Raw genomic sequence first — 22,949 nt, forward strand, 5'->3', positions numbered from 1 at the left:
GTTGTGGAGGAAGTCAGGCCGACTCGTTCGGAGCTTCTGGAGCGGAAGCAGCAGATCACGCTTGCTGAGCAGGGCATGGATCTGCTCAAGCAGAAGCGAGACGCGCTGCTCATCGAGTTCATGTCGGTCATGGACGAGACGCTTCGGCTCTCGAGCGACCTTCAGCGCACCACCTCGGAGGCGCAGTACAGCCTGGCCATCGCCAAGTCGGTGGACGGCGTCGTGAGCGTGCGTTCGGCATCGTTCGCGACGAAGGGGTCTGTGACCATCGACATGACGGGCACGAAGATCATGGGCGTGTCGGTCCCGGTGGTCACGAAAGGCGAGAGCCCGCTCCGCTCGCCGTTCACTCGCGGGTACGCCATCACGGGCGTCTCGTCACGCATCGACGAGACTGCCGACAAGTTCGAGCGCATCTTGGACGTCATCATCGAGTACGCCGACATCGAGACGCGGTTGAAGCGTCTTGGTGAAGAGATCCAGAAGACGAACCGCCGCGTGAATGCGCTCGAACAGGTGACGATTCCCGCGCTCAAAGAGCAGGTGAGCTACATCCGCCAAACGCTTGACGAGCGTTCGCGCGAGGACCTGTTCCGTCTGAAGAAAGTGAAGAAGAAGATCGAGCGCAGAGAAGCGGCCAAGCGAGGGTAGGCCACGGCAGAGCGCTCGTTCATCTCGTGGGGTGCTGCCGTCGTCACCGGGGGGTCCGTGGCGGCACCCCACAGGCATCTAGGGCCCGGGCCGACTCTGCTTGACGGTGGTCGTCGGGCATTCAGGTCAGCCACAACCGTCTACGGGGCGCGTATGGCGAAGCCCCTCAAAGGCGAGTTCGGGGTGCGCGCGGACGGACCGTGAGGTGCGCGCGAGACGCGTGCGCGGATCACGCGCTGCGTGCGCGGATGACGTCTCCGACCCGTTCGAGCGTCTCGACCGTGTTGTGCGGAGACTCCCGGAGCTGGCGCGCCATCGCGAGGATGGCCCGTACGTCTTCGGGTGTGAGTGCGCTGAAATGGAGGTCCTCCCAGTCGGCCCGCTTCTCGAACGCCCAGAGCTCCCCGAAGATCCACGACAGATCATCGAGGTCCGTGTTCGTCAGCATCGCCCAATGATGCTTCAGCCCCTGCCGCAGCCGCTCCATGGCACGCTCGACGGCCTTCGCCTTGCGGACTTGGAACGCGCGAAGCCCGATGTCCTCGTCGTTCAGCTCTGGGCGATTGGCGTCCATTTCGCACCTCCTGTGCCTATATTCTGCGAAGATGAGGCCGCATCCTGCAAAGGCGGCGGGTGCTTCCGCGGTTGTATGCGCTGCAGCGCGTCTCTAGAATGGACGCGACCGTCCCGGTCTCGTCTCACGAAAGGTCCAGGCATGGAGTTCTCCGAAGTCGTTGCGCAAAGAAGAAGCGTCCGCCACTTCAACACGAAGCTCAACGTCAGCGAAGAGGACGTCAGGGCGCTTCTCGAGGCGGCGGTCTTGGCGCCGAGCGCAGGCAACATCCAGCCGTGGCGTTTCGTGGTCGTGCGTTCTGCCGAGGCGAGGAAGCGGCTGCAAGAAGCGCTGCACCAGCCGTGGGCAGCCGCGGCGCCGGTCGTGATCGTCGTGTGCGTGGATCCGCGCCCGTGCGCTGCGCGCTACGGCGAGCGAGGCGAGTACCTGTACTCGATACAAGACACCGCAGCCGCGACGGAGAACATCCTGCTCGCCGCTGTCGATCGGGGGCTGGCCTCGTGCTGGATCGGTGCGTTCGACGAGAAGGCGGTGGCAGCCGCCATCGGCGTTCAGGCTCCGATCGCTCCGGTCGCGGTGCTTCCGATCGGGTACTCGGCCGAATCCGCGCGCCGGCCGTCGCGTCGGCCGCTCGACGAGGTCACGACGTGGATCTGACGGACCGACGCGGGGGCCTATGAGCGAGACTCCGGACAGAGAACGGCCGGTGTGCGAAAGCCTTGAGGAGCTGCGCGGTCTCATCGGTGATTGCCAGCGCTGCCAGCTTGCTCGCACGAGGACGAACCTCGTGTTCGGAGTCGGGGATCCGCGGGCTCGCCTGATGTTCATCGGCGAGGCGCCTGGGCGGAACGAGGACCTGCAAGGCGAGCCGTTCGTCGGCGCTGCAGGCAAGCTCCTCGACGAGCTACTCGCGAGCATCGGACTCGCGCGCTCCGAGGTGTACATCGCCAACGTGCTCAAGTGCCGCCCTCCGGGCAATCGAGACCCGCTCCCAGAAGAGATGGAGCAGTGCACGCCGTTCCTCGAAGAGCAGGTGCGTCTGATCGATCCCGAGGTCATCGCGACGCTCGGGAACTTCGCGACACGCCACGTCTTGAAGACGCAGGCGGGGATCACGCGCTTGCGGGGGCGGCTGTTCCGTGTGGATGGACGCAAGGTGGTTCCGATCTACCACCCGGCCGCGGCGCTGTACGACCGCACGAAGCAAGACGTGCTGTACGCCGACTTCCAGCGGCTGAAGGCGGTGCTGGACTCGTTCGATGAGACGGGGCGCGCTGCTCAGCAGCCGTCCGAAGACAGCGGGCACACGCCCGGCGACGCCGCGGGCGAAACCGGCGTCGAGCAGCCGACGTTGTTCTAGGAGCCCAGATGGCCGGCGTTCTCATCACGCGCTCACCCGACGAGACGGTGCGAGCGGGCGAGATGCTCGCGGGAGTCCTTGGATCCGGCGATGTCGTGGCTCTCACGGGGGACCTGGGAGCCGGCAAGACGCACCTCGTGCAAGGCGTCGCTCGCGGGCTGGGCGTCGACGAGCCGGTGTCGAGCCCGACCTTCAACATCCTCGTGGTGCATCCGGGGCGTCTTCCCCTCTACCACTTCGACCTGTACCGTTTGGAGCGAGCGGAGGAGCTTGACGACATCGGGTTCGCGGAGATGCTCGAAGCGGGAGGCGTCTCGCTCATCGAGTGGGGCGACAAGTTCCCCGAGGAACTGCCGCGCGACCACCTGGTGGTGTCGATACTGGTGCGCGACGGCAACGAGCGCGCTATCGAGGTAGCGCCGCGCGGTCCTCGCAGCGCATCGGTCGCGGAGCGGTGGCTTCGCGCGTGTGAGGAGGCGGGGCTGCGGTGAGGGCGTTCGTCGCGCTCGATACGGCGACTGAGCAGGTGGCGGTCGGGGTCGGCGACGTGGACGATCCGAGCGCAGTGCTGGCGGAGCGGTCGTTCGCGGCCCCGAGGGCGGCGAACGAGGTCCTTCTGCTCACCGTCGAGGGACTGCTTGCGGAGGCCGGCCTGCGCGCCACTGACGTCGCAGCCGTCGCGTGCGGCCGTGGCCCGGGCTCGTTCACGGGCGTGCGGATCGCCGTGGCGACCGCCAAAGGCATGGCGCACGGGCTTGGAGTGCCGCTCGTCGGCTTCGGGACGTCTGACGCGATCGCTCAGCGGGCATCAAGGCCAGGAATCGTCGGCGTCGTCACCGACGCGATGCGCGGGGAGGTGTACCCCGCGCTGTTCGAGGTGGGCCACGACGGGCGGGTCGCGCGTCTGACGCCTGACCGGGTCGCCACGCCCGATGAGGTCGCGCGCGGGTGGGCGGCCCGTGGCGAGAGGATGCTCGTCACCGGCACTGGGCTTGCGAAGCACCGGGAGGTGTTCGAGCGCGTCCTCGGCGATGCAGCCGAGTTCGCGGACGAGCGGACCTGGGTCCCCGACGGTGCCTCGCTGGTACGCGCGGCGTGGTCGAGCGACGGTGACGGGGCCCTTCGGGCGGTCGTGGGACTGTCGAGTGGTGCGGCCTACGCAGCGGCGCACCCGGCCGTTCTTCTGCCGGTCTACACGCGGCTTTCGGATGCCGAGGAGGCAGAGCGCCGGCGGGCCGCCGCGTCCCGCGAGCCGGGTTCCACGGGCGTTGCGGGGCCGCTCGAAGGCGGTGAGGCGTCGTGAGGATCCGGCCCATGCAGCACGGCGATCTGGACGCTGTGACGCGTATCGAGCGTGCGAGCTTCCCGGCTCCGTGGAGCGAGGCGCAGTTCCGCGACGAGATCGAACGGCAGGACCGCTCGTGGGTGGTCGCGGAGGACGACGGAGCGCTCGTCGGTTTCGGCGGAGTCATGGTGGTCGACGCCGATGCGCACGTGATGGACCTGGCCGTCGACCCTGGCTACCGGCGTCGGGGCGTCGGACGAGCCGTGCTCTGGGCGCTCGCCGAACGCGCGCTCGCGCTCGGTGCGGCCCGGATGACGCTTGAAGTCGCCGAGAGCAACCGCGCAGCGCTCGACCTGTATCTGAGCTGCGGGTTCGACGTGGCTGGACGGCGGGTCGCGTACTACCCGGAGACGGGCGACGACGCCCTCGTGCTATGGTCGAGGCCGATCAGGTCGCATATCGCGGCAATGCGGGCGGCACGCGAGGGCTCAGACGTCGTGCTCGCCATCGAGAGCTCGTGCGATGAGACGGCGACGGCCGTCATGCGAGGAGGGCGGGAGCTGCTGTCGAGCGTGGTCGCGAGCCAGGTGGACTTCCACGCGCGGTTCGGCGGCGTGGTGCCAGAGATCGCGTCGCGCAAGCACACCGAGGCGATCGTCGGCGTCGTCGACGAGGCGTTGGAGCGTGCCGGCGTTGGCTTCGAGGAGCTCGACGCGATCGCCGTGACGCAGGGGCCGGGGCTGGTCGGAGCGCTCGTCGTCGGCGTGGCGTACGCGAAGGGTCTGGCATTCGTGCGGGGTCTGCCGCTCATCGGCGTCAACCATCTCGAGGGACACCTGTACGCCGCGCGGCTCCACGACCCGACGCTCGAGCCGCCGTTCGTGGCGCTCGTCGTGTCGGGCGGGCACACGATGCTCGTGCACGTCCCCGAATGGGGCAGGCACGAGGTTCTCGGCAGGACGCTCGACGATGCCGCTGGCGAGGCGTTCGACAAGGTGGCGAAGCTGCTCGGTCTCGGCTATCCGGGCGGACCGGTGATCTCGCGGTTGGCGGCGCAGGGAGACCCGAGGGCGATCGCGTTCCCGCGCGCGATGTTGAAGAGCGGCAATCTGGACGTGTCGCTCTCGGGGCTGAAGACGGCCGTCTTGCAGTACGTGCAACGGGAGCGTGCCGCGGGCCGCGAGCTGAACCTGCCGGACATCGCTGCGTCGTTCCAGGCCGCCGTGATCGACGTGCAGGTCGCCAAGACGCTTGCTGCGGCGAGCGAGCGCGATGTCCAGTCGGTGGTGCTCGCCGGGGGCGTGGCGGCGAACGCGGCGCTACGTGAGGCGCTTGCGCACGCGCTCGGCGAACGCGGGATGCGTCTCGTCGTGCCGCCGATGTCGCTGTGCACCGACAACGCGGCGATGATCGCGGCGGTTGCCCACGATGAGATCGCCCGGGGCCGGTTCCTCGGTCTGAGCGCGGACGCCTCGGCGGTGCTGCACCTGCGAGGTGCGAGCACCAACATCTGAGCACAGAACGCTCAAGTTTCTTGCTAGAAGGCGCAAAAACCCGCTTGAAATCGGTGCGGCCTGGGTACTATCATGCGTCGGTGTTAGCACTCGCGTCTTGCGAGTGCTAGCAGTCTGGAAGAACAGCTGCTTGTGCTGCTTGACGGCTCAAGCGGCGGAATGCAGGTCCGTCTGAGGAGAAGACAGGAGGGCAGAGCATGAAACTGAAGCCGCTGTTCGACAACATCGTCGTCAAGCCGGCGAAGGCCGAGGAGCAGACCAAGTCCGGCCTCATCATCCCCGACACCGCCCAGGAGAAGCCGAAGCAGGGCGAGGTCATCGCCGTGGGCGACGGCCGCTGGGACGACGAGGGCGAGAAGCGTGTTCCCATGGATGTCAAGGTCGGCGACAAGGTCATCTACAAGGAGTGGGGCAAGACCTCGGTCAAGATCGACGGCGAGGAGTACTTCATCATGTCGCAGGGCGACGTCCTCGCGATCATCGAACAGTAAGCATCGTCTGTCAGGAACGTGTGAAGGAGGGAGTCCGTCTAGATGGCCAAGGACATCAGGTTCGACGAAGAGGCGCGCCGCGGCCTTGAGGCCGGTGTGAACAAGCTGGCCGACGCCGTGAAGGTGACGCTCGGTCCCAAGGGCCGGTACGTCGTGCTCGAGAAGAAGTTCGGCGCGCCGACGATCACGAACGACGGCGTGACCATCGCGAAGGAGATCGAGCTCGAAGACCCCATCGAGAACATGGGCGCGCAGCTCGTGAAGGAAGTCGCCACCAAGACCAACGACGTCGCGGGCGACGGCACCACCACCGCGACTCTGCTCGCGCAGGTGATCGTGCGTGAGGGTCTGCGGAACGTTGCGGCCGGCGCCAACCCGCTGGCCATCAAGCGCGGCATCGAGAAGGCGGTCGAGGCCGTCGTGGACGAGATCCGCGCGAATGCCAAGGAGGTCGAGGACAAGGACGAGATCGCGCACGTGGGCTCGATCTCGGCCGCTGACGAGACCATCGGCAACAAGATCGCCGAGGCCATGGAGGTCGTGGGCAAGGACGGCGTCATCACCGTCGAAGAGTCGCAGACCTTCGGCATCGACATCGAGACCGTCGAAGGCATGCAGTTCGACAAGGGCTACATCTCGCCGTACATGATCACCGACCCCGATCGCATGGAGGCGGTGCTCGAGGACCCGTTCATCCTCGTGGCGAACCAGAAGATCGGCAACATCCAGGACCTGCTGCCGGTCCTCGAGAAGGTCATGCAGGCCGGCCGGCCGCTGCTGATCATCGCGGAGGATGTCGAGGGCGAGGCGCTTGCTACGCTCATCGTCAACAAGCTCCGCGGCACCTTCACCTCGGTCGCCGTCAAGGCGCCGGGCTTCGGTGACCGTCGCAAGCGCATGCTCGAGGACATCGCGATCGTCACTGGCGGCCAGGTGGTGAGCGAGGAGCTCGGCTACAAGCTGGAGAACGTCACGCTCGACATGCTGGGCCGCGCCGAGAAGGTGAAGGTCACCAAGGAAGACACCACGATCATCGGCGGCAAGGGCTCCGAGGAGCAGATCAAGGCGCGCATCAACCAGATCAAGACCGAGATCGAGAACACCGACTCGGACTTCGACCGTGAGAAGCTGCAGGAGCGCCTCGCGAAGCTCTCCGGCGGCGTGGCGGTCATCAAGGTCGGCGCTGCGACCGAAGTCGAGCTCAAGGAGAAGAAGCACCGCATCGAGGACGCGCTTCAGGCGACCCGTGCGGCCGTCGAGGAGGGCATCGTCCCTGGCGGTGGCGTGGCGCTCGTGAACGCGGCCAAGGCGCTCGATGCGCTCAAGCTCGACGACGAGGAGATGATCGGCGTCAAGATCATCCGCAAGGCTCTTACGGCGCCGCTGAAGACCATCGCGGACAACGCGGGCTTCGAGGGATCGGTCGTCGTGGAGAAGGTCATGGCGATGGAGAAGGGCGACGGCCTGAACGCCGCTACCGGCGAGTACGGCGACATGGTGAAGATGGGCGTCATCGACCCGGTGAAGGTCACGCGTTCTGCGCTTCAGAACGCGGCGTCGATCGCCTCGCTCATCCTCATCACCGAGACCACCGTCTGCGACATCCCCGAGAAGGAGAAGGACGCCGGCATGGCCGGCGGTATGGGCGGCGGCATGTACTAGGCGCCTGGACCCTTCAGCGGTCGAGGCCCCGAGGGCATGCGCCTTCGGGGCCTCGTGCCGTTCGAAATCGTGAAACTTTGACGAGGTTCTGATCGGAACATGTGCTGCTCATGGGGGACCGTCCAAGACGCTCAGGGGTGATCGTTCGGGGAGGGGACGCGCTCGCGCAGCAGGAAGCAGGGGTTCACCGGAGGGGGCGTGATGCGTACGCGTGTCATTTGCGCGGTCTTGCTCGCGGCAATGATGTTGGTGACACCAGCGGTTGTCGCAGCAAAGACTGCCAGGAACTACTGCAACGATTGGTCGGACATCGGGGGCGGCGCGATGTGGCCGGTGGCCGAGAACGCCGACGACTTCCAGATCCAGAAGGGCTATGCGGTCGTCAATGGTCGGTATGACTCGTGTTCTGCGAACTACAACATCGCTGCTCTCACTGGGGACACGCCGTGCTCGATGGCCATCTGGATGGGCTGCTACACCCTGAACGACCCGGGAAGCGCTGGAGACAGCCTGCCGTGGGCGTGCTGCTACGCGGGGGTCGACCATTCGATGGGCTTCTCGAAGAGCATCACCATGGGCAGCTGGGCCGGTCACTACTCGTACGGGTACTGGCGGTCGCTCACAAACGGCAACTACACGAACAAGGCGATGGATGACGGGGAGGCCTATGTGCGGTCGAAGCACCTCGGCCTGGCAGGCGGCTACGACTCGCACGGGTACGTCGGGCTGAACATGAAGATTTAGGGGGCTTCGATGAAGAGGGTGTTGCTGAGCGCGTGCCTGCTCGTATCGAGCGTCACGGCCGTTCTAGGCGCGCGGCTGGCGTTGGCCGAGGCCTTGAGCTCCGCTGAGCGCATCGGCTCGGAAGCGATGCGACTCACGGGTGCTCGATCTGTCCGGCTCCGCCCGGTTGCCGACGGTGTGTTCTCGGGCGTCGATGGCTTGAGCGAATGGGTCGATGCCCTCACCGGCGAGGAGTATGGCTGGAGTCGGAACGGCCAGTACATCTTCCGCTATGCCGACCCGCGGGCGTACGCTCCCCCGGTAGGTTCAAGCGATATCGGAGAGAGCCGGGCGAAAGCGATAGCGGCGGCGTGGGCGAACCGGGCCTACGCGGGCGGGTCGCTGGCAGGCATGGCAGTGAGCTGCACGTGCAAGGAAGAGGGGACCGATCCGGTGACGGCGGAATACCTCGTCGAGTACCGGCGGTACGCGGGCACGGTACGAACGTGCGACCACATCGCGATCCGTGTGAACGGGTCTTCGGGTGCGGTGATGAGCGTCGAGCAGGACTACGACGTCATTTCAGTCGGTCTCTCTCCACAGGTCGGCAGCGATGAGGCACGATCGATCGCCGCGCGCGAGCTGGGAGTCCCCGTCGAGTGCTGCACGGCATACAACTTGGAGGTCGTGAAGAGCCTGCAGGGGGTGCAGCACCTGGTGTGGGTGGTGCAGGCCCGTACCGGTGACGAGGAGGTCGGGGGTGAAGGCGTCGAGGTCGTCGACGCGCACTCGGGAAAGGCGCTGGACAGTGGCAAGAGCTGGTAGGACGGCGCTGGCGCTGGTTTCGTGCGTTCTGCTCGTCGCCTGTGTTTCGTGCAGTCGGACAGAACTCGAGCGGCGCATCAAGAGCGTGCACGGTGACAGGATCGACACGTACCGCGTCTTGAAATCACCGGAGGGCGATCCGCGTCTGCAGGTGGCGCTGGTGCTGCGTGGCGAGCAGAGGCCGTCCATGGCGCAGATGTGCGCGATCCTGGCGACGGCGGCCCGAGAGTCGCAGGATGGGACTGTCGCTGTCAGCTACGCGGTGACTCGCCGGGACGGGACATCGGACACGATCATGATGAGCTGGTGTGCGGACACCGGCGATCTCATCCTGTGGGAGGGGCGCGCCCCTGGGCCGAAAGGAGAAGGCCTGTCGACAGAATTCCCCGTGTCGTATGCACGAGATGTGACTCTCGAACAGATCGAGTCGGCATCAAAAGGAGCATCGCTGGAGATGGATGCTTGGCTGACGGAATGATCTGGCCCGCTCGACGGCGAGCAAGCATGAGGCCCCGCCCCCGGGGCCTCATGCCGTCTCAGTGCGCTATCATTCGGCAGGAAGAAGGGAGGCCATGCGGTGAAGCGTCAATTCTTGGCCGAGTGGCACCGGCTGAAGATCGAGCACACGCACGACCGTGATCAGCACAACAACTACGGGTGCTTCAACGTCGAGGCGTGCCGCAACTGCAACTACGTGTACAACTCGCGTGCGGCGATAAGCTGCCACAACTGCGACAGCGTCATCGAGTGCGTCCAGTGCGTCGACTGTCGGGACTGCGCGTACTGCGTCGGCTTGAACGGAGCGCGGTTCCACATCCTGAACCGGGAGTACTCCGAGCAGGAGTACTACGAGAAGCTGCACGAGCTGGGCATCGACTGGAATGTGCAGGCCTTCGACCCGCTCGATCCGTACGCCTCCCTCTAGGACCGCCAGCCCCAGGAGGATCGCGTGTCGCTTTCCATCGGTATCGTCGGGCTTCCCAACGTCGGGAAGTCGACGCTGTTCACCGCGCTCACGCGCAAGCAGGTCGACGCAGCGAACTACCCGTTCGCCACGATCGACCCCAACGTCGGTATCGTGCCGGTCCCGGACCGCAGGCTCGACCGTCTTGCCGAGATCGTGAGGCCCGAGCGCGTCGTGCCTGCGACGGTCGAGTTCTGGGACATCGCCGGCCTGGTTCGCGGCGCAAGCGAGGGCGAGGGCCTCGGCAACCAGTTCCTGGCGAACATCCGCGAGACCGATGCGATCGTCGAGGTCGTGCGGTTCTTCTCCGACCCGAACGTCGTGCATGTGGCCGGCGTCGTGGACCCTCTCTCGGACGTCGAGACCATCCGTACCGAGCTCGTGCTCGCGGATCTCGGGACGGTCGAGCGAGCGCTTCCACGCATCGAGAAGGACGCGAAGCGCGACGCAGCGCATGCGGCGAAGCTCGCGACCGTGAAGCGCGTGTACGAGCACCTTTCGCAGGGTCACCGTGCGCGCACGATGGCGATGACGGACGACGAGCGCGAGCACTTGCGGGACCTGCACCTGCTCACGATGAAGCCGATGCTGTACGTGGCGAATGTGGACGAAGCGCAGCTGGGTGAAGCTCTGCCTGAGGTCGATGGGCTCATGCCGATCCCTATCTGCGCGAAGATCGAGGCCGAGATGGCAGAGCTCGAGCCGGACGAGCTCGCGGAGTTCCTTGCCATGGAGGGCCTGGAGGAGCCCGGGCTGAACGCTCTCATCCGCGAAGCGTACCGTCTGCTGGGGCTCATCAGCTTCTTCACCGCAGGTCCGAAAGAGGTGCGTGCCTGGACTGTGAGGGACGGAGCGAAGGCGCCGGAGGCCGCCGGGGTCATCCATTCCGACTTCGAGCGCGGATTCATCAAGGCCGAGGTGATCTCGTTCGCTGACTACGACGAGCTCGGCTCTGAAGCCGCCGTCCGTGCCGCGGGCAAGCTGCGGATGGAGGGGAAGGACTACGTCGTGCAGGACGGCGACGTGATGCACTTCCGATTCAACGTGTGAGGAAATCCGTCAAGACCTTCGCCGGAGGTGTTCCGTCGGGCCGGCGAAACCCCTAGAATACACAGAACCGAGGACCCCGGCCGTTCGCCGGGCATCGTGGACCAGATCGCAGTCGCTTCTCGGGCGTCACGGTCTGGTCCTTGTCGCATATCGGGTCGTTGTCAGGGAACTGTGTCGATAGAGGAGGCGCCGCCAGCATGGAGCTCGAGATCGGACGGGGCAAGACCGCACGCCGCGCGTACGGGTTCGACGACATCGCCATCGTGCCGTCGCGCAGGACGCGCGACCCGCGCGACGTGGACATCCACTGGGAGTTCTCGTTCCGGGGCAAGACCTACAGCTTCGAGCTGCCGGTGCTCGCCTCTGCGATGGACGGCGTCGTGGATCCCGCGTTCGCCATCGAGATGGGCAAGCTCGGCGGGCTCGCAGTGCTGAACCTCGAAGGCATCCAGACCCGGTACGAGGACCCTGCGCCGCAGCTCGACGCGATCGCGTCGTTCGCGAAGGAAGAGGCCACGGCGCGCATGCAGGAGATCTACCAGGAGCCCGTGAAGCCCGAGCTCATCACGGAGCGCATCAAGCAGATCAAGGCAGGCGGCGTGCTGGCGGCAGCGTCGCTTACGCCACAGAACGTCGAGCGCTACATTCCGTACGCTCTTGATGGCGGCCTCGACATCCTCGTCATCCAAGGCACGGTCGTGAGCGCTGAGCACGTCTCCTCGTACGACAAACCGCTCGACTTGAACGCGTTCGTCCGCGACGTCGGCATTCCGTGCATCATCGGAGGCTGCTGCTCGTACCAGGGCGCACTGCATCTGATGCGCACGGGAGCGGTCGGCGTGCTCGTGGGCGTCGGCCCCGGCCATGCGTGCACGTCCCGGCGCGTGCTCGGCATCGGCGTCCCGCAAGCGACGGCGATCGCCGATGCGGCTGCGGCACGGCTGCGCCACATCGACGAGACCGGCCAGTACTGTCACGTCATCGCAGACGGCGGTATGCGCACCGGTGGCGACGTCGCGAAGGCGATCGCGTGCGGCGCGGACGCGGTGATGATCGGCTCGCCGCTCGCCTCCGCCGAAGAGGCGCCCGGCCGTGGCTACCACTGGGGCATGGCGACCTTCCATCCGGACCTTCCGCGCGGCGCGCGCGTGTACGCGGGTCGGAAAGGAACGCTCAAGCAGATCCTCGCCGGTCCGGCGCACGAGAACGACGGCACGCTCAACCTGTTCGGCGCGCTCAGGACGTCGATGGCGACGTGCGGCTACGAGAACCTGAAGTCGTTCCAGAAGGCGGAGGTCATGATCGCGCCTGCGCTGCAGACCGAGGGCAAGGTCTTGCAGCAGGCGCAAGGCGTCGGCATGGGCAGGTAGGCGGCCGGCCGGATGACGGATCACGTGTCGCAGCCAACCGTCCTCGTCTTCGACTTCGGTGCGCAGTACGCGCAGCTCATCGCGCGACGCGTTCGTGAGGCGCGCGTATTCAGCGAGATCGTGCCGTTCGACATCAGCGCCGAGGAAGTGAAGCGGCGCAAACCTGCCGCGATCATCTTGTCGGGCGGCCCGGCGAGCGTGTACGCGGAAGGCGCGCCGCACATGGACAGGCGGGTACTCGAGCTCGGCGTCCCTGTGCTCGGGTTCTGCTACGGCATCCAGGAGATGGCCACGCAGCTCGGCGGCACGGTCCCGCGCACGGACGTCGGCGAGTACGGTTTCGCGGAGCTGCGCGTGACTGCCCCGGACAGTCCGCTGTTCGAGGGCGTCCCCGAGGTCTCGCAGTGCTGGATGAGCCACCGGGACAGCGTGGGCGAACTGCCGCCCGGCTTCCGCGCGACTGCGAGCACGGCGGTCACGCCGGTGGCGGCCATGGAGGACCCGGATCGTCGGTTGTACGCGACGCAGTTCCATCCCGAGGTCGCGCACACAGAGCACGGACAGCGCATCATCCGCAACTTCCTGTACGAGATCGCTGGCATCCCGCCGACGTGGACGATGGTGAACATCATCGAAGAGTCGGTGGAGCGCGTCCGTGAGCAGGTCGGCTCAGACCGCGTGATCTGCGGGCTTTCTGGCGGCGTGGACTCGAGCGTGGTGGCAGCGCTTGTGCATCGCGCGATCGGCGACCAGCTGACGTGCGTGTTCGTCGACCACGGGCTTCTTCGTCACAACGAGGCGGACCAGGTCGTCCGCACGTTCCGCGACGCGTTCCGCGTCAACCTCGTGCACGTGGACGCTTCCGAGCGCTTCCTGTCGCTGCTCAAAGGCGTCACCGACCCAGAGCAGAAGCGGCGCATCATCGGCGAGGAGTTCTGGAAGGTCTTCTTCGAGGAAGCGCAGAAGCTCGAGGGCGTGAAGTGGCTGGCGCAAGGGACGCTGTATCCGGACGTCATCGAGTCCGGCAGCAAGACGGCGGCGAAGATCAAGAGCCACCACAACCTCATCCCGTTCCCTGAGGGCGTGCACTTCGAGCTCATCGAGCCGTTGAAGTGGCTGTTCAAAGACGAAGTCCGAGCTGTCGGCACCGAGCTGGGCCTGCCGGACGAGATCGTGCATCGGCAGCCGTTCCCCGGTCCGGGGCTGGCCGTGCGCATCATCGGCGAGGTCACGCGTGAGAAGCTGGATCTCTTGCGCAGGGCCGACGCGATCGTGCGCGAGGAGATCGACGCGTGGGACCGCGACAGGCAGGTCTGGCAGTACTTCGCGGTGCTTCCGGACATCCGGAGCGTCGGCGTCATGGGCGACGAGCGGACATACGGGCATCCGATCATCGTGCGGGCGGTGGCCTCTGCTGACGCGATGACAGCGGACTGGGCTCGCCTGCCGCACGATCTGCTGGCACGCATCTCGAACCGGATCGTGAACGAGGTCGAGGGCATCAACCGCGTCGCCTACGACATCACCAGCAAGCCGCCCGGCACGATCGAGTGGGAGTAGCGAGCGGGCCGCGTAACTCGCATCTGAGGTTACTTACGTCGCTCGCTACTGTCTGAGGCGGTCGCTGCGCTGGACGTGGAAACGACTCGGGGTCTTGTCGCACGACCTTTCGCGAACTGGGACGACGCGCTGGATTCTCTGGCGGCCGCAGCGCGCTTTGAGCCGTTGCTCCTCGTGCCGGATGAATTCCCCGAGATCAAGGCGACGGCTCCGGACATCGAAGGAATACTGCGGGCGTTCCTCGACAGGGCCCGCGGCATGACGAGACTCAAGGTCCTGCTATGCGGGTCGGCGGGGTGCCGATGTATCTCTCATGGTGGGACCAGTCTGCTTCTGTCCGCGACAACATCGAGCGCTTGTTCTGCACCCCGGGAGCACCTCTGCTGACAGAAGGGCAGCTGCTGCTTGCAACAGAAGGGGATGCGAGCGGCCTTGCCGGCATCGCGCTGAAGGCGATCGCAGCGGGGCGTACGCGTCATCAAGAGATCGCCGATGCCGTCGGAACCGAGCCGTCACGGCTGTTGGCTCGGCTCGTGCAGCTACGGCTCGTCGAACAGGTAGTGCCAGTGACCGAGAATCCTGCGCGCACCCGGAGGAAGCGGTATCGGATCGCCGACAACTACCTGGCGTTCTGGCTGAAGTACGTTGAGAGATACCGCTCGCAGATCGAGCGGGGGCTCGGGGCCCCGGTTGCTGCGCTCCTCGAGTCGAGCCTGGACGACGCGATGGGCGCACCGTGGGAGGAGGCCTTCCGCTGACATCTCGTCCGGATGATCGCAAACGGCGAGCTTCCGCGTGACATCGTCGCCCTCGGTCCATGGTGGAACGAGGCCAGCTCCGTGGAGATCGACGCGGTGGGGCTTTCGGGACGGCCTGGAACGGCCGTCCTGCTCGGCGAGGCCAAGTGGCGCAAGAAGGTTGATGCCTCGGCTCTGGTGTGGGAGCTTCGCGAGAGGTCAAAGGCGTTGCCGAGCGTCGCTGAGTCGCCGGTCTACGCAGTGTGCGCTCGGGAACGGCTCGACAACGTCCCGAATGGGGCCGTCCCGATCACCGCCGCTGAGGTATTCGGCGTATGAGTCGCTGACGGAGCCGAAGGCCCTGAGTGCGGCTCCGGAGCTCGTCCACCTGTTTCCCGACGTGCTCCCCGGGTACAATACTCGCACGCCGTGCTGGCCCGTGAGGCGGCCGACCCGAAGGAGCGCAGCATGTCAGATGACCTCTCCGCAGAGGCGCAGGCGAGGATCGCCGAGCTCAGGCAGCGCATCGACGAGATCGATTGCAGGATCGTGCAGCTCCTGAACGAGCGGGCGCGCCTGGCGCTCGAGATCAGGCACCTCAAGCCGCAGGTGCATTGGGGTCTCTACGATCCGAAGCGCGAGGAGGAGATCTTCGCGAACCTCGCGCGGTGCAACGCAGGCCCGCTCTACGCCGAGAACCTGCGGGAGATCTACGAGGCGATCCTGCACGTGATGAAGGAGCTGAGAGACTGATGGCTCCAGACGCCGCACGTGCCGCTGACGCAGTTGTGCGCGATGGCGCGGTGACGATCATCGCAGGACCCTGCTCAGTGGAAAGCCGCGAGCAGATGCTTCAGGTCGCGTCCGTGCTCGCCGAGCTCGGCGTCCGCGTGATGCGAGGCGGGGCGTACAAGCCCAGGACCTCCCCGTTCTCGTTCCAGGGCCTCGAAGAGAAGGGTCTGGAACTCCTGCGCGAGGCCGCCGACGCGTACGGGCTCATGGTCGTCACAGAGGTCGTCGACTCAGCGCATGTCGAACTCGTTGATGCGTACGCCGACATCTTGCAGGTCGGCACGCGCAACATGGCCAACTACAGCCTTCTGAAGAAGATCGGCGCGGTGACGGCGGAGTCGCGCAAGCCGGTCGTGTTCAAGCGCGGCATGGCGGCGACCATCGAGGAGTGGCTGCAGGCGAGCAACTACATCACGATGCTCGGCAACGACAACGTGATCCTCTGCGAGCGCGGTATCCGCACGTTCGAGACCGCGACCCGCTTCACGCTCGACATCAGCGCGGTCCCCGTCGTGAAGAAGCTATCGCTGCTGCCGATCATCGTCGACGTGTCGCACCCGACAGGCCAGGCGGACCTGGTGCCGGCGTGCGCGCGGGCGGCCGTGGCAGTCGGTGCTGACGGCGTCATGGTGGAGGTGCACCCGAACCCGCGCGAGGCCCTGTGCGACGGGCCGCAGTCGCTCGATCTTGCAGGATTACGGAACCTTTACGCCGAACTAGAGCCTGTGGCACGTGCAATCGGTCGGACACTCGCGTAGCGCGCTCGCAACGACCCCCTCGCGATACGACCGGAGATCAAGGCTCGTGACGGAGCGCCAGGCAGGCAGGATATGTCCGCATTGCGGCTCGGTGGGCGAGGAGCGCCTCGGGTACTGCGACGAGTGCGGTCTTCCCGTGTGCATCAAGTGCGGCAACGTGCACTACGTGCGGGGCGAGCGCACGGTGCTGCACGACGAGTGCCTGAAGGAGAACCCGGGCGCGCACTTCAGCATGATCAAGTTCGTCAAGTGAAGCCATAGCGACCCGTTCGCGCATCGGGTACACTGAGCGCCCTATGAGCAACCTCCTCGACGGACTCAACCCTGCCCAGCGCGACGCTGTGACCACCACCGAAGGCCCGCTTCTGGTGCTGGCCGGCGCCGGCTCGGGCAAGACGCGCGTGCTCACGCATCGCGTCGCGTACCTCGTGCGGGAGCGCGGCGTGTCGCCGGCGGAGATTCTGGCGATCACCTTCACCAACAAGGCCGCGAACGAGATGCGGGAGCGGCTCGAACGCCTCATCGGTCCTGCGGTGCGCGGCATGTGGGTTATGACGTTCCACGCCTTCTGCGTGCGCTTGCTGCGCGCGGAAGCCTATCGGTTGGGGATGTCGCGGCAGTTCACGATCTACGACGAGGACGACACACGGCGGATGCTCGCGACCGTGGCGGCCGACCTCGATCTCGACCCGAAGCGCTACTCGCCGAAGATGCTGGCCTCGCGGATCTCGACGCTGAAAAACGAGCTCGCCTTGCCGGACGCGGCGGCCGAACGCGCGGTCCTGCCGCCGGAGAAGGTGACCGCGAAGGCGTACGCCGCGTACCAGGCGCGCCTGATGCACGCGAACGCGATGGACTTCGACGACCTGCTCGTGAACGCGTGGCTCGTGCTGTCGCAGCACGACGACGCCCGTGCGTTCTACCAGCGGCGGTTCCGCTACATCCTCGTGGACGAGTACCAAGACACGAACCACGCGCAGTACGAGATCGTCAACCTGCTCGCCGCCGGCCACCGCAATCTCATGGTGGTCGGAGACGATGACCAGTCGATCTACTCCTGGCGCGGTGCGGACATCCGCAACATCCTCGATTTCGAGAAGGACTACCCCGAGGCGACCGTCATCCGTCTCGAGCAGAACTACCGCTCGACCCAGACGATCCTCGCGGCCGCGAACGCGGTGGTCGCGAACAATCTCGGCCGCAAGCCCAAGACGCTGTGGACGGCGAACGTCGGCGGGGAGGCCATCGTCCGCTACGTCGCCCAGGACGAGCGCGACGAGGCGCGGTTCGTCGCGGAGGAGATCGAGCGGCTTCGCGCGAGCGAGTCGCGGGCGTACGCCGACTTCGCCGTCTTCTACCGGACGAACGCACAGTCCCGCGTCATCGAAGACGTGTTCTTGCGAGCCGGCGTCCCATACCGCCTGGTGGGCGGCACCCGGTTCTTCGACAGGGCCGAGATCCGCGACGTGATGGCGTGGCTGAAGGCGGTCGTGAACCCCTCCGACGTGCAGTCGTACAAGCGGCTGATGGGCGGGTGGCCTGGCGTCGGGAAGACCACCATCGACGCCGTGGAGGCCCGTGCGCTCGCAACGGGCATACCGATCGGCGATGCGGTCCGAAGCGCGGTGGACGACGGGTGGGTAGGCGGAGCGGCGCGCAATCGCCTCGGCGAGCTGCGCAAGGCGCTGGAGGCGGCCGACGCTGCCGCGCGCGCCGAAGGCCCGCTCCGCGAGCGCGTCGAGGCCATCGTGGCGGCCGCGGGCATCGTCTCGCGGTTTCTGGCCGAAGGCACCGACGAGGCGAAGGGCCGGGTCGAGAACGTCGCTGAGCTGCTCGGCGTCGTCGAGGAGTACGACGCGGTGCACGAGGAGCCCGAGGCGCGGACGCTCGAGGCGTTCCTCGAGTGGGCGGCGCTCCGCACCGACCTCGACCAGCTTGCAGAAGGCGACGATGCGGCGACGCTCATGACGCTCCACACGGCCAAGGGGCTCGAGTTCCCCGTGGTGTTCCTTGTCGGGCTGGAAGACGGCATCTTCCCTCACGCGAACTCGATGTACGACCCCCAGCGGCTCGAGGAGGAGCGCCGGCTGATGTACGTCGGCGTCACGCGTGCCCGTGAGCGCCTGTACATCACGCACGCGCACACGCGCTCGCTGTACGGCAGCGACCAGTGGAACCCGCCGAGCCGGTTCATCACGGAGATCCCCGAGGAGTACGTGAGCACCAAAGGCGTCGGCTCGTCCGGCTTCGGAACCTCTGCGCCGGGCCGTGGCAGAGGCGACCGCGGGGGCTCGCTCCGCTGGGCGTCTTCTTCCGCTCAGTCGGGCGATACCGGCGGGCGCGTGTTCGGGGCCGGGCAGCAGCGTCGCCCGCGCGAGCGCGAGACGCTGGTGCTCGCGCCTGGCGATCGCGTCGAGCACAAGACGTTCGGGAAGGGCACGGTGCGTGAAGTGAAAGGTGACGCCGTGGTCGTCGAATTCGCGGGCCTCGGGACGAAGAAGCTGCTTCTGGGGTACGCTCCTCTTCGGAAGATCGACGGGTGAAGCAGGCAGACAGGAGGCGTCGAGTGGGCCCCATCCTCGTATTCGGCCATCGCAACCCAGACAACGACTCGATCTGCTCCGCGGTGGCGTACGCGCACCTGAAGAACAGGACCGACTCCGACAACGTCTACGTGCCCGTGCGGCTCGGTGCGGTGCCGCCGGAGACCGCGTGGGTCTTCGAGCGGTTCGGGATCGACGTGCCGGAGGAGATCTTGCACGTCAAGACGCGGGTGCGCGACGTCATGACCGAACAGCCCGTGGCCGTCGGACGCGACGCGACAGTGCTCGAGGCGGGCCGTTTGATGCGCGAACACGGCGTCCGGGCGTTGCCGGTGGTGCGTGACGGCGTGGTGGAGGGCATCGTGAGCGCCACGACGCTCGCGGAGCGCTACGTCCAGGAGACGAGCGTTCGAGGTTTCGCGGACAGCCCGGTTCGGCTCGGGAGCCTCGCTCAGGTGCTCGACGGCACGGTCGTCGCGGGCGAGCCGGACGCGTTCGTGAGCGGCGACGTGCTGGTCGGTGCGATGGAGCCCGACACGATGCGCCGCTACCTCAAGCCGGGCGACGTGCTGATCGTCGGCGACAGGAAGCGCACGCAGCCGATGGCCCTCGAGGCAGGCGTGGCGTGCCTCGTCGTGACCGGCGGGGAGACCCCCGAGCCCGAGGTGCTTGCGCTCGCTCGGGAGCGCGGAGCATCCGTGGTCGTCACGCCGCACGACTCGTTCGCGGCCGCTCGCCTGACGGACCTTGCGCGGCCCGTGCACACCGTGCTCGACTCGACCGTGCCGTTGGTGGGTCCTGAGGACCTCGTGGAGGAGATCGCCGAGGACATGCTCGCCTCGCCGCACCGCGAGGCCGTCGTCGTCGACCACGATGGTGGGCTGCTCGGCGTCGTGACGAGGACCGACCTCGTTCGCGGCCGCCGTCGCCGCGTCGTGCTGGTGGACCACAACGAACGGGCGCAGTCCGCGCCCGGGATCGAGCAAGCGCAGGTCGTGGAAATCATCGATCACCACCGCATCGGTGACGTGCAGACGAGCCAGCCGGCGCTGTTCGTGAACCTGCCCGTCGGAGCCACTGCGACGATCGTCGCGGCCCGGTATCGGGAGCTCGGTGTGGAGGTGCCTGCGCCGATCGCCGGCGTCCTGCTCGCCGCCATCCTTACGGACACCGTCCTTCTGAAGTCGCCGACGACCACGTCGCACGACGTCGCGGCGGCAGAAGAGCTTGCTGCACGCATCGGCGTGACGCCGGTGGAGTTCGGTCTAGAGATGTTCGATGCGCGCTCACGCGCCGAAGACGACGACGTGGAGCGGGCGGTGACCCGCGACCTGAAGGAGTACCGCGTCGGCGATGCCGTGGTGGCGATCGGGCAGGTCGAGACGGTCGACGCAGCGAAGGCGATCGAGCGCTTCGGCGACGTGCGCGCAGCACTCGAAGCGCTGCGGCAGGCCCGGTCGTACGACCTGCTCGTCTTCATGGTGACAGACGTGCTCAAGGAGGGCAGCGTGCTGTGCGCGGTCGGCAAGACGCGCATGCTCGAACGGGCGCTCGGTGCGCAGCTCGTCGATGGCCAGGTATGGGCGGACGGGATGCTGTCCCGAAAGAAGCAGCTCGCACCGCTGCTCATCGAGGCGACGGCACGGTGAGCGAGCGTGGAGGCGACGAGCTCAAGCAGCAGCCGTCGCATCCGGGCGCTCGTGACGGCTGCTGGGGCGAACGCGGCTCTGTTCGCAGCGACTGCGGTCGTCGTGATGCTCGTGCCAGGGGTCTGGGGCCTCGACCGGGCTGTGACCGGAATCGCAGCGGAATCCCGTTCCCCGGCACTCGATCTGCTCGCGCGGGCGCTTGCGACGATCGGCGACACTGCGGGAACCAGCGCCATCACGCTCTTGGCAGGGCTTGTGCTCGCTGCGTCCCGCCGACTGCGCGGGGCGGTGTTCGTGGTCGCGACGGTCGCGTCGGGCGCCTTGGCGAGCACTGTGCTCAAGACGGTCTTCGAGCGCCCGCGGCCTGATGGCGCGTACCTTGTGTCCGTGCCCGCGAGCGCAAGCTTCCCTTCTGGCCACGTGGTTGCAGCTGTATGCCTGGCGGGAGCGCTCACAGCGCTCCTGCTGGCCGCTCCTTCCACCTCGAGGCGCGTCAAGGCGATCGCTCTGACCGCCTCAGCGGTCTGGGTCGTGACGATGGCTGCATCTCGCGTGTACCTGGGCGTGCACTACGCGAGCGACGTCATCGGTGGAGCGCTGCTGGGGGCAGCGGTCGTGTGCGCCTCGGCGGCGGTATGCGTTGCGTGGGACTTCGGCCGGCGCGACAGCCAGGCGGGCCGCGTCACGCCTCCGGCAGGGCGAGCGTGACCGTCGTTCCGCGGTCGACCTCTGAGGCGATCGACGCCGTTCCGCCGCAGCGCTCCATTGCGTGCTTGACGAGCGAAAGACCAAGGCCGGTTCCGCCGCTATGCCTCGACCGCGCCGCGTCGACTCGGTAGAAGCGTTCGAAGACGCGCGGAAGGTGCTCTGCGGGTATCCCGACGCCCGTGTCCGTGACCTCGATGATGACGCGTTCATCGCGGCGGGCAAGCAGGACTGTGACGGAACCTTGGTCGGTGTAGGCGATCGCGTTCGCGAGGACGTTGTCGAGGGCGATCGCAAGGTCGGGCGGGTCACACGCCGCGTACACGTCGTGGCCCTGCACCGCGGAGTCGTCGAGCTGGAGCGCGAGGCCCTTCACTTCTGCGGCGCGCCGGTGTGCGGAAAGGGCGAGATCGACGGCCGCCCTAACGTCGGTGGGGCCTGCTGCAAACTGCGTGCCTTCGAGGCGTGAGAGGTCGAGCAGATCGCCGACGAGCGATCGCAGCCGTTCCGCCTCCTCGTGGATGCTCTGAAGGAACGCGAGCGTCTGCTCGACGTCCCCGTCGCGGGCGGCAGCAGAGGCCGACTCCGCGAGCAGCAGGATTCCGGTGGCCGGCGTTTTGAGCTCGTGAGACGCGTTGGCGACGAAGTCTCTCCGCATCGCGTCGAGCCGCGCGCTGTGCGTGATGTCAGAGACGATCACGAGGTGCGCGGGGCGTGCGTCGTGGGCATGCAGGGGGACCGATCGCACCCGGAACGACTGCTGCAGCGGGGTCGGGCCGACGACCGAGTCGGCAGGAGAGTCCGACACGACCGCTTCGCGCACTGCGGCACGCAGGGTCTCAGGGCCGGCGAGCGAGGCGGTCGGTCTTCCGGCCAGCGGCTTGCCCGACGAGGCGCCGAACAGCCTGGCAGCGGCGCTGTTGCACGCCACGACGACGTCGGACTCCACGAGCAGGACCGCATCGTCCAGGCCGTCTATGACTTCCTGCAGTCGTGTCCGCTCCGTCTCGAGCTGCGCGATCCTGGTTCGCAGCTGGTCGCGCAGGAACGCCAGCGAATCGGCGAGCGGTGCGAGCGCGCCGCGAGTCGGCTCCAGAGGCGCGGAGAGGTCGCCGGCCGCCATGGCCTGCGCGGCCCGCGCGAGCCGTTCGACCGGATCCGCGAAGGTGCGGATGAGGCGCCACCCCGCAAGGAGCGTCGTGGCAAGAGCGAGCGCAAGCAGCAGGACTCCAGCGGTGTGCGCCGCGCGAGCCGAGTCTCGGACGCGCGCCAGCGACTCGGCCGCCCGGATGACGACGGGCGCGCCGCCGATCGACGCGGGGACCGCGACGTACAGGTAGTCGACGCCAAGCGTCCGGGAGCGGCGCGTCGCGACCCCGACGCCGCCGCCCATCGCCTGTGCGACTTCCGGTCGGCTCGCGTGGTTCTCCATGCTGGCGGGATCGGCTCGCGAGTCGGCGAGGACGGTGCCGTCGCGCGCGATGACGGTGAGCCGCACGGACGATTCGCGCCCGAAGCGCTCCGTGCTGGCCTGCAGGGCGTTCGGGTCGCTCGTTTCACCGAGCGCCGCCGCGGCGAGCCGAGCGGCCGTCTCGAGCCCCGCTTGCTGCTGGTGGCCGAGCGCGTCCGTGAGCGGTCCGTACAGCACGTACAGCCACACTGCCGCGAGAATGGTGATGCTGGCCGCGATCCCGGCAAGCATCTGCACGCGGTATGACGAGAACGCGGCCCGCATC

The 22,949-nt window shown here is 67.1% G+C and carries 25 protein-coding genes; 23 read left to right on the forward strand and 2 right to left on the reverse strand.

Translation table 11 applies throughout. The annotated features are described in order from the left end of the window. The first annotated feature begins 3 nt into the window (after positions 1 to 3). On the forward strand, positions 4 to 651 hold the full coding sequence (locus MX659_RS03095; protein ID WP_267192007.1) for a V-type ATP synthase subunit D: 648 nt from the start codon (positions 4 to 6) through the stop codon (positions 649 to 651). A 229-nt stretch (positions 652 to 880) separates the two neighbouring features. On the opposite strand, the gene MX659_RS03100 is transcribed toward MX659_RS03095, so the two are convergent. Beyond that, entirely contained in the window at positions 881 to 1,225 is a 345-nt protein-coding gene (locus tag MX659_RS03100) for a hypothetical protein (protein ID WP_267192008.1), read from the reverse strand. 141 nt (positions 1,226 to 1,366) lie between these two features. Here MX659_RS03100 and MX659_RS03105 point away from each other — a divergent pair, with 141 nt between their 5' ends. The 22 genes from MX659_RS03105 to MX659_RS03210 all read left to right on the forward strand — a co-directional run bounded on the left by MX659_RS03105 (position 1,367) and on the right by MX659_RS03210 (position 21,216). After that, entirely contained in the window at positions 1,367 to 1,882 is a 516-nt protein-coding gene (locus MX659_RS03105) for a nitroreductase family protein (RefSeq protein ID WP_267192009.1), read from the forward strand. A gap of 19 nt (positions 1,883 to 1,901) precedes the next feature. After that, positions 1,902 to 2,585 carry a uracil-DNA glycosylase gene (locus MX659_RS03110; protein ID WP_267192010.1) on the forward strand — a complete coding sequence of 228 codons (684 nt, stop codon included), beginning with the start codon at positions 1,902 to 1,904 and terminating at the stop codon, positions 2,583 to 2,585. A gap of 8 nt (positions 2,586 to 2,593) precedes the next feature. Next, positions 2,594 to 3,076, forward strand: coding sequence for a tRNA (adenosine(37)-N6)-threonylcarbamoyltransferase complex ATPase subunit type 1 TsaE (gene tsaE / locus MX659_RS03115; protein WP_267192011.1), 483 nt, complete (start codon positions 2,594 to 2,596; stop codon positions 3,074 to 3,076). Next, entirely contained in the window at positions 3,073 to 3,888 is an 816-nt protein-coding gene (tsaB, locus tag MX659_RS03120) for a tRNA (adenosine(37)-N6)-threonylcarbamoyltransferase complex dimerization subunit type 1 TsaB (RefSeq protein ID WP_267192012.1), read from the forward strand. Before tsaE ends, tsaB begins: the two co-directional genes overlap by 4 nt. Before the next feature lie 11 nt (positions 3,889 to 3,899). Continuing rightward, positions 3,900 to 5,384: a tRNA (adenosine(37)-N6)-threonylcarbamoyltransferase complex transferase subunit TsaD gene (gene tsaD / locus MX659_RS03125; RefSeq protein WP_267192013.1), complete on the forward strand. Its 1,485-nt coding sequence runs from the start codon at positions 3,900 to 3,902 to the stop codon at positions 5,382 to 5,384. A gap of 197 nt (positions 5,385 to 5,581) precedes the next feature. Further along, entirely contained in the window at positions 5,582 to 5,875 is a 294-nt protein-coding gene (locus MX659_RS03130; protein WP_267192014.1) for a co-chaperone GroES, read from the forward strand. A gap of 42 nt (positions 5,876 to 5,917) precedes the next feature. Then, the gene (groL, locus tag MX659_RS03135; RefSeq protein ID WP_267192015.1) at positions 5,918 to 7,537 is read left to right on the forward strand and encodes a chaperonin GroEL; all 1,620 of its coding nucleotides are present in this window, start codon (positions 5,918 to 5,920) and stop codon (positions 7,535 to 7,537) included. A gap of 201 nt (positions 7,538 to 7,738) precedes the next feature. Beyond that, complete coding sequence (locus MX659_RS03140; protein WP_267192016.1) at positions 7,739 to 8,281, forward strand: hypothetical protein; 543 nt, start codon at positions 7,739 to 7,741, stop codon at positions 8,279 to 8,281. Between the two features lie 9 nt (positions 8,282 to 8,290). Continuing rightward, positions 8,291 to 9,085 (forward strand): hypothetical protein, encoded by a 795-nt coding sequence (locus MX659_RS03145; protein ID WP_267192017.1) that lies wholly within the window; start codon positions 8,291 to 8,293, stop codon positions 9,083 to 9,085. After that, positions 9,069 to 9,563 carry a hypothetical protein gene (locus MX659_RS03150; protein ID WP_267192018.1) on the forward strand — a complete coding sequence of 165 codons (495 nt, stop codon included), beginning with the start codon at positions 9,069 to 9,071 and terminating at the stop codon, positions 9,561 to 9,563. The genes MX659_RS03145 and MX659_RS03150 overlap by 17 nt, the downstream gene beginning before the upstream one ends. Before the next feature lie 99 nt (positions 9,564 to 9,662). Continuing rightward, positions 9,663 to 10,010: a hypothetical protein gene (locus MX659_RS03155; RefSeq protein WP_267192019.1), complete on the forward strand. Its 348-nt coding sequence runs from the start codon at positions 9,663 to 9,665 to the stop codon at positions 10,008 to 10,010. Between the two features lie 24 nt (positions 10,011 to 10,034). Next, positions 10,035 to 11,099 carry a redox-regulated ATPase YchF gene (gene ychF / locus MX659_RS03160; RefSeq protein ID WP_267192020.1) on the forward strand — a complete coding sequence of 355 codons (1,065 nt, stop codon included), beginning with the start codon at positions 10,035 to 10,037 and terminating at the stop codon, positions 11,097 to 11,099. A 197-nt stretch (positions 11,100 to 11,296) separates the two neighbouring features. Next, positions 11,297 to 12,469 (forward strand): GuaB3 family IMP dehydrogenase-related protein, encoded by a 1,173-nt coding sequence (locus tag MX659_RS03165; RefSeq protein ID WP_267192021.1) that lies wholly within the window; start codon positions 11,297 to 11,299, stop codon positions 12,467 to 12,469. A gap of 12 nt (positions 12,470 to 12,481) precedes the next feature. Next, positions 12,482 to 14,029: a glutamine-hydrolyzing GMP synthase gene (gene guaA, locus MX659_RS03170; RefSeq protein WP_267192022.1), complete on the forward strand. Its 1,548-nt coding sequence runs from the start codon at positions 12,482 to 12,484 to the stop codon at positions 14,027 to 14,029. A gap of 302 nt (positions 14,030 to 14,331) precedes the next feature. Then, a complete protein-coding gene (locus MX659_RS03175) occupies positions 14,332 to 14,787 on the forward strand; it encodes an ATP-binding protein (RefSeq protein ID WP_267192023.1) in 456 nt (151 codons plus the stop codon). Between the two features lie 12 nt (positions 14,788 to 14,799). Beyond that, entirely contained in the window at positions 14,800 to 15,105 is a 306-nt protein-coding gene (locus MX659_RS03180; RefSeq protein WP_267192024.1) for a DUF234 domain-containing protein, read from the forward strand. A 129-nt stretch (positions 15,106 to 15,234) separates the two neighbouring features. Further along, complete coding sequence (locus MX659_RS03185; RefSeq protein WP_267192025.1) at positions 15,235 to 15,519, forward strand: chorismate mutase; 285 nt, start codon at positions 15,235 to 15,237, stop codon at positions 15,517 to 15,519. Beyond that, a complete protein-coding gene (gene aroF / locus MX659_RS03190) occupies positions 15,519 to 16,316 on the forward strand; it encodes a 3-deoxy-7-phosphoheptulonate synthase (RefSeq protein WP_267192026.1) in 798 nt (265 codons plus the stop codon). The genes MX659_RS03185 and aroF overlap by 1 nt, the downstream gene beginning before the upstream one ends. Positions 16,317 to 16,407: 91 nt before the next feature. Then, entirely contained in the window at positions 16,408 to 16,569 is a 162-nt protein-coding gene (locus MX659_RS03195; RefSeq protein ID WP_267192027.1) for a hypothetical protein, read from the forward strand. A 43-nt stretch (positions 16,570 to 16,612) separates the two neighbouring features. Continuing rightward, positions 16,613 to 18,859 (forward strand): ATP-dependent helicase, encoded by a 2,247-nt coding sequence (locus MX659_RS03200; protein WP_267192028.1) that lies wholly within the window; start codon positions 16,613 to 16,615, stop codon positions 18,857 to 18,859. Between the two features lie 23 nt (positions 18,860 to 18,882). Then, positions 18,883 to 20,508: a putative manganese-dependent inorganic diphosphatase gene (locus tag MX659_RS03205; RefSeq protein ID WP_267192029.1), complete on the forward strand. Its 1,626-nt coding sequence runs from the start codon at positions 18,883 to 18,885 to the stop codon at positions 20,506 to 20,508. Between the two features lie 6 nt (positions 20,509 to 20,514). Continuing rightward, positions 20,515 to 21,216: a phosphatase PAP2 family protein gene (locus tag MX659_RS03210; RefSeq protein WP_267192030.1), complete on the forward strand. Its 702-nt coding sequence runs from the start codon at positions 20,515 to 20,517 to the stop codon at positions 21,214 to 21,216. Here MX659_RS03210 and MX659_RS03215 read toward each other — a convergent pair. Further along, positions 21,191 to 22,948, reverse strand: a complete 1,758-nt coding sequence (locus tag MX659_RS03215) for a sensor histidine kinase (RefSeq protein WP_267192031.1) — start codon at positions 22,946 to 22,948, stop codon at positions 21,191 to 21,193. The two genes, MX659_RS03210 and MX659_RS03215, sit on opposite strands and share 26 nt — an antisense overlap. Position 22,949: the final 1 nt, after the last annotated feature.

The organism is Parvivirga hydrogeniphila, from assembly GCF_023371205.1.
Taxonomy (GTDB): Bacteria; Actinomycetota; Coriobacteriia; order Anaerosomatales; family Anaerosomataceae; genus Parvivirga; species Parvivirga hydrogeniphila.

Bases quoted from the DNA above. Each gene is read 5' to 3' on its own strand.
- MX659_RS03100 (WP_267192008.1), bottom strand. From the start codon at position 1,225: ATGGACGCCAATCGCCCAGAGCTGAACGACGAGGACATCGGGCTTCGC.
- MX659_RS03105 (WP_267192009.1), top strand. From the start codon at position 1,367: ATGGAGTTCTCCGAAGTCGTTGCGCAAAGAAGAAGCGTCCGCCACTTC.
- MX659_RS03110 (WP_267192010.1), top strand. From the start codon at position 1,902: ATGAGCGAGACTCCGGACAGAGAACGGCCGGTGTGCGAAAGCCTTGAG.
- tsaE (WP_267192011.1), top strand. From the start codon at position 2,594: ATGGCCGGCGTTCTCATCACGCGCTCACCCGACGAGACGGTGCGAGCG.
- tsaD (WP_267192013.1), top strand. From the start codon at position 3,900: ATGCAGCACGGCGATCTGGACGCTGTGACGCGTATCGAGCGTGCGAGC.
- MX659_RS03130 (WP_267192014.1), top strand. From the start codon at position 5,582: ATGAAACTGAAGCCGCTGTTCGACAACATCGTCGTCAAGCCGGCGAAG.
- groL (WP_267192015.1), top strand. From the start codon at position 5,918: ATGGCCAAGGACATCAGGTTCGACGAAGAGGCGCGCCGCGGCCTTGAG.
- MX659_RS03140 (WP_267192016.1), top strand. From the start codon at position 7,739: ATGCGTACGCGTGTCATTTGCGCGGTCTTGCTCGCGGCAATGATGTTG.
- MX659_RS03145 (WP_267192017.1), top strand. From the start codon at position 8,291: ATGAAGAGGGTGTTGCTGAGCGCGTGCCTGCTCGTATCGAGCGTCACG.
- MX659_RS03165 (WP_267192021.1), top strand. From the start codon at position 11,297: ATGGAGCTCGAGATCGGACGGGGCAAGACCGCACGCCGCGCGTACGGG.
- guaA (WP_267192022.1), top strand. From the start codon at position 12,482: ATGACGGATCACGTGTCGCAGCCAACCGTCCTCGTCTTCGACTTCGGT.
- MX659_RS03175 (WP_267192023.1), top strand. From the start codon at position 14,332: ATGTATCTCTCATGGTGGGACCAGTCTGCTTCTGTCCGCGACAACATC.
- MX659_RS03180 (WP_267192024.1), top strand. From the start codon at position 14,800: ATGATCGCAAACGGCGAGCTTCCGCGTGACATCGTCGCCCTCGGTCCA.
- MX659_RS03185 (WP_267192025.1), top strand. From the start codon at position 15,235: ATGTCAGATGACCTCTCCGCAGAGGCGCAGGCGAGGATCGCCGAGCTC.
- aroF (WP_267192026.1), top strand. From the start codon at position 15,519: ATGGCTCCAGACGCCGCACGTGCCGCTGACGCAGTTGTGCGCGATGGC.
- MX659_RS03200 (WP_267192028.1), top strand. From the start codon at position 16,613: ATGAGCAACCTCCTCGACGGACTCAACCCTGCCCAGCGCGACGCTGTG.
- MX659_RS03215 (WP_267192031.1), bottom strand. From the start codon at position 22,948: ATGCGGGCCGCGTTCTCGTCATACCGCGTGCAGATGCTTGCCGGGATC.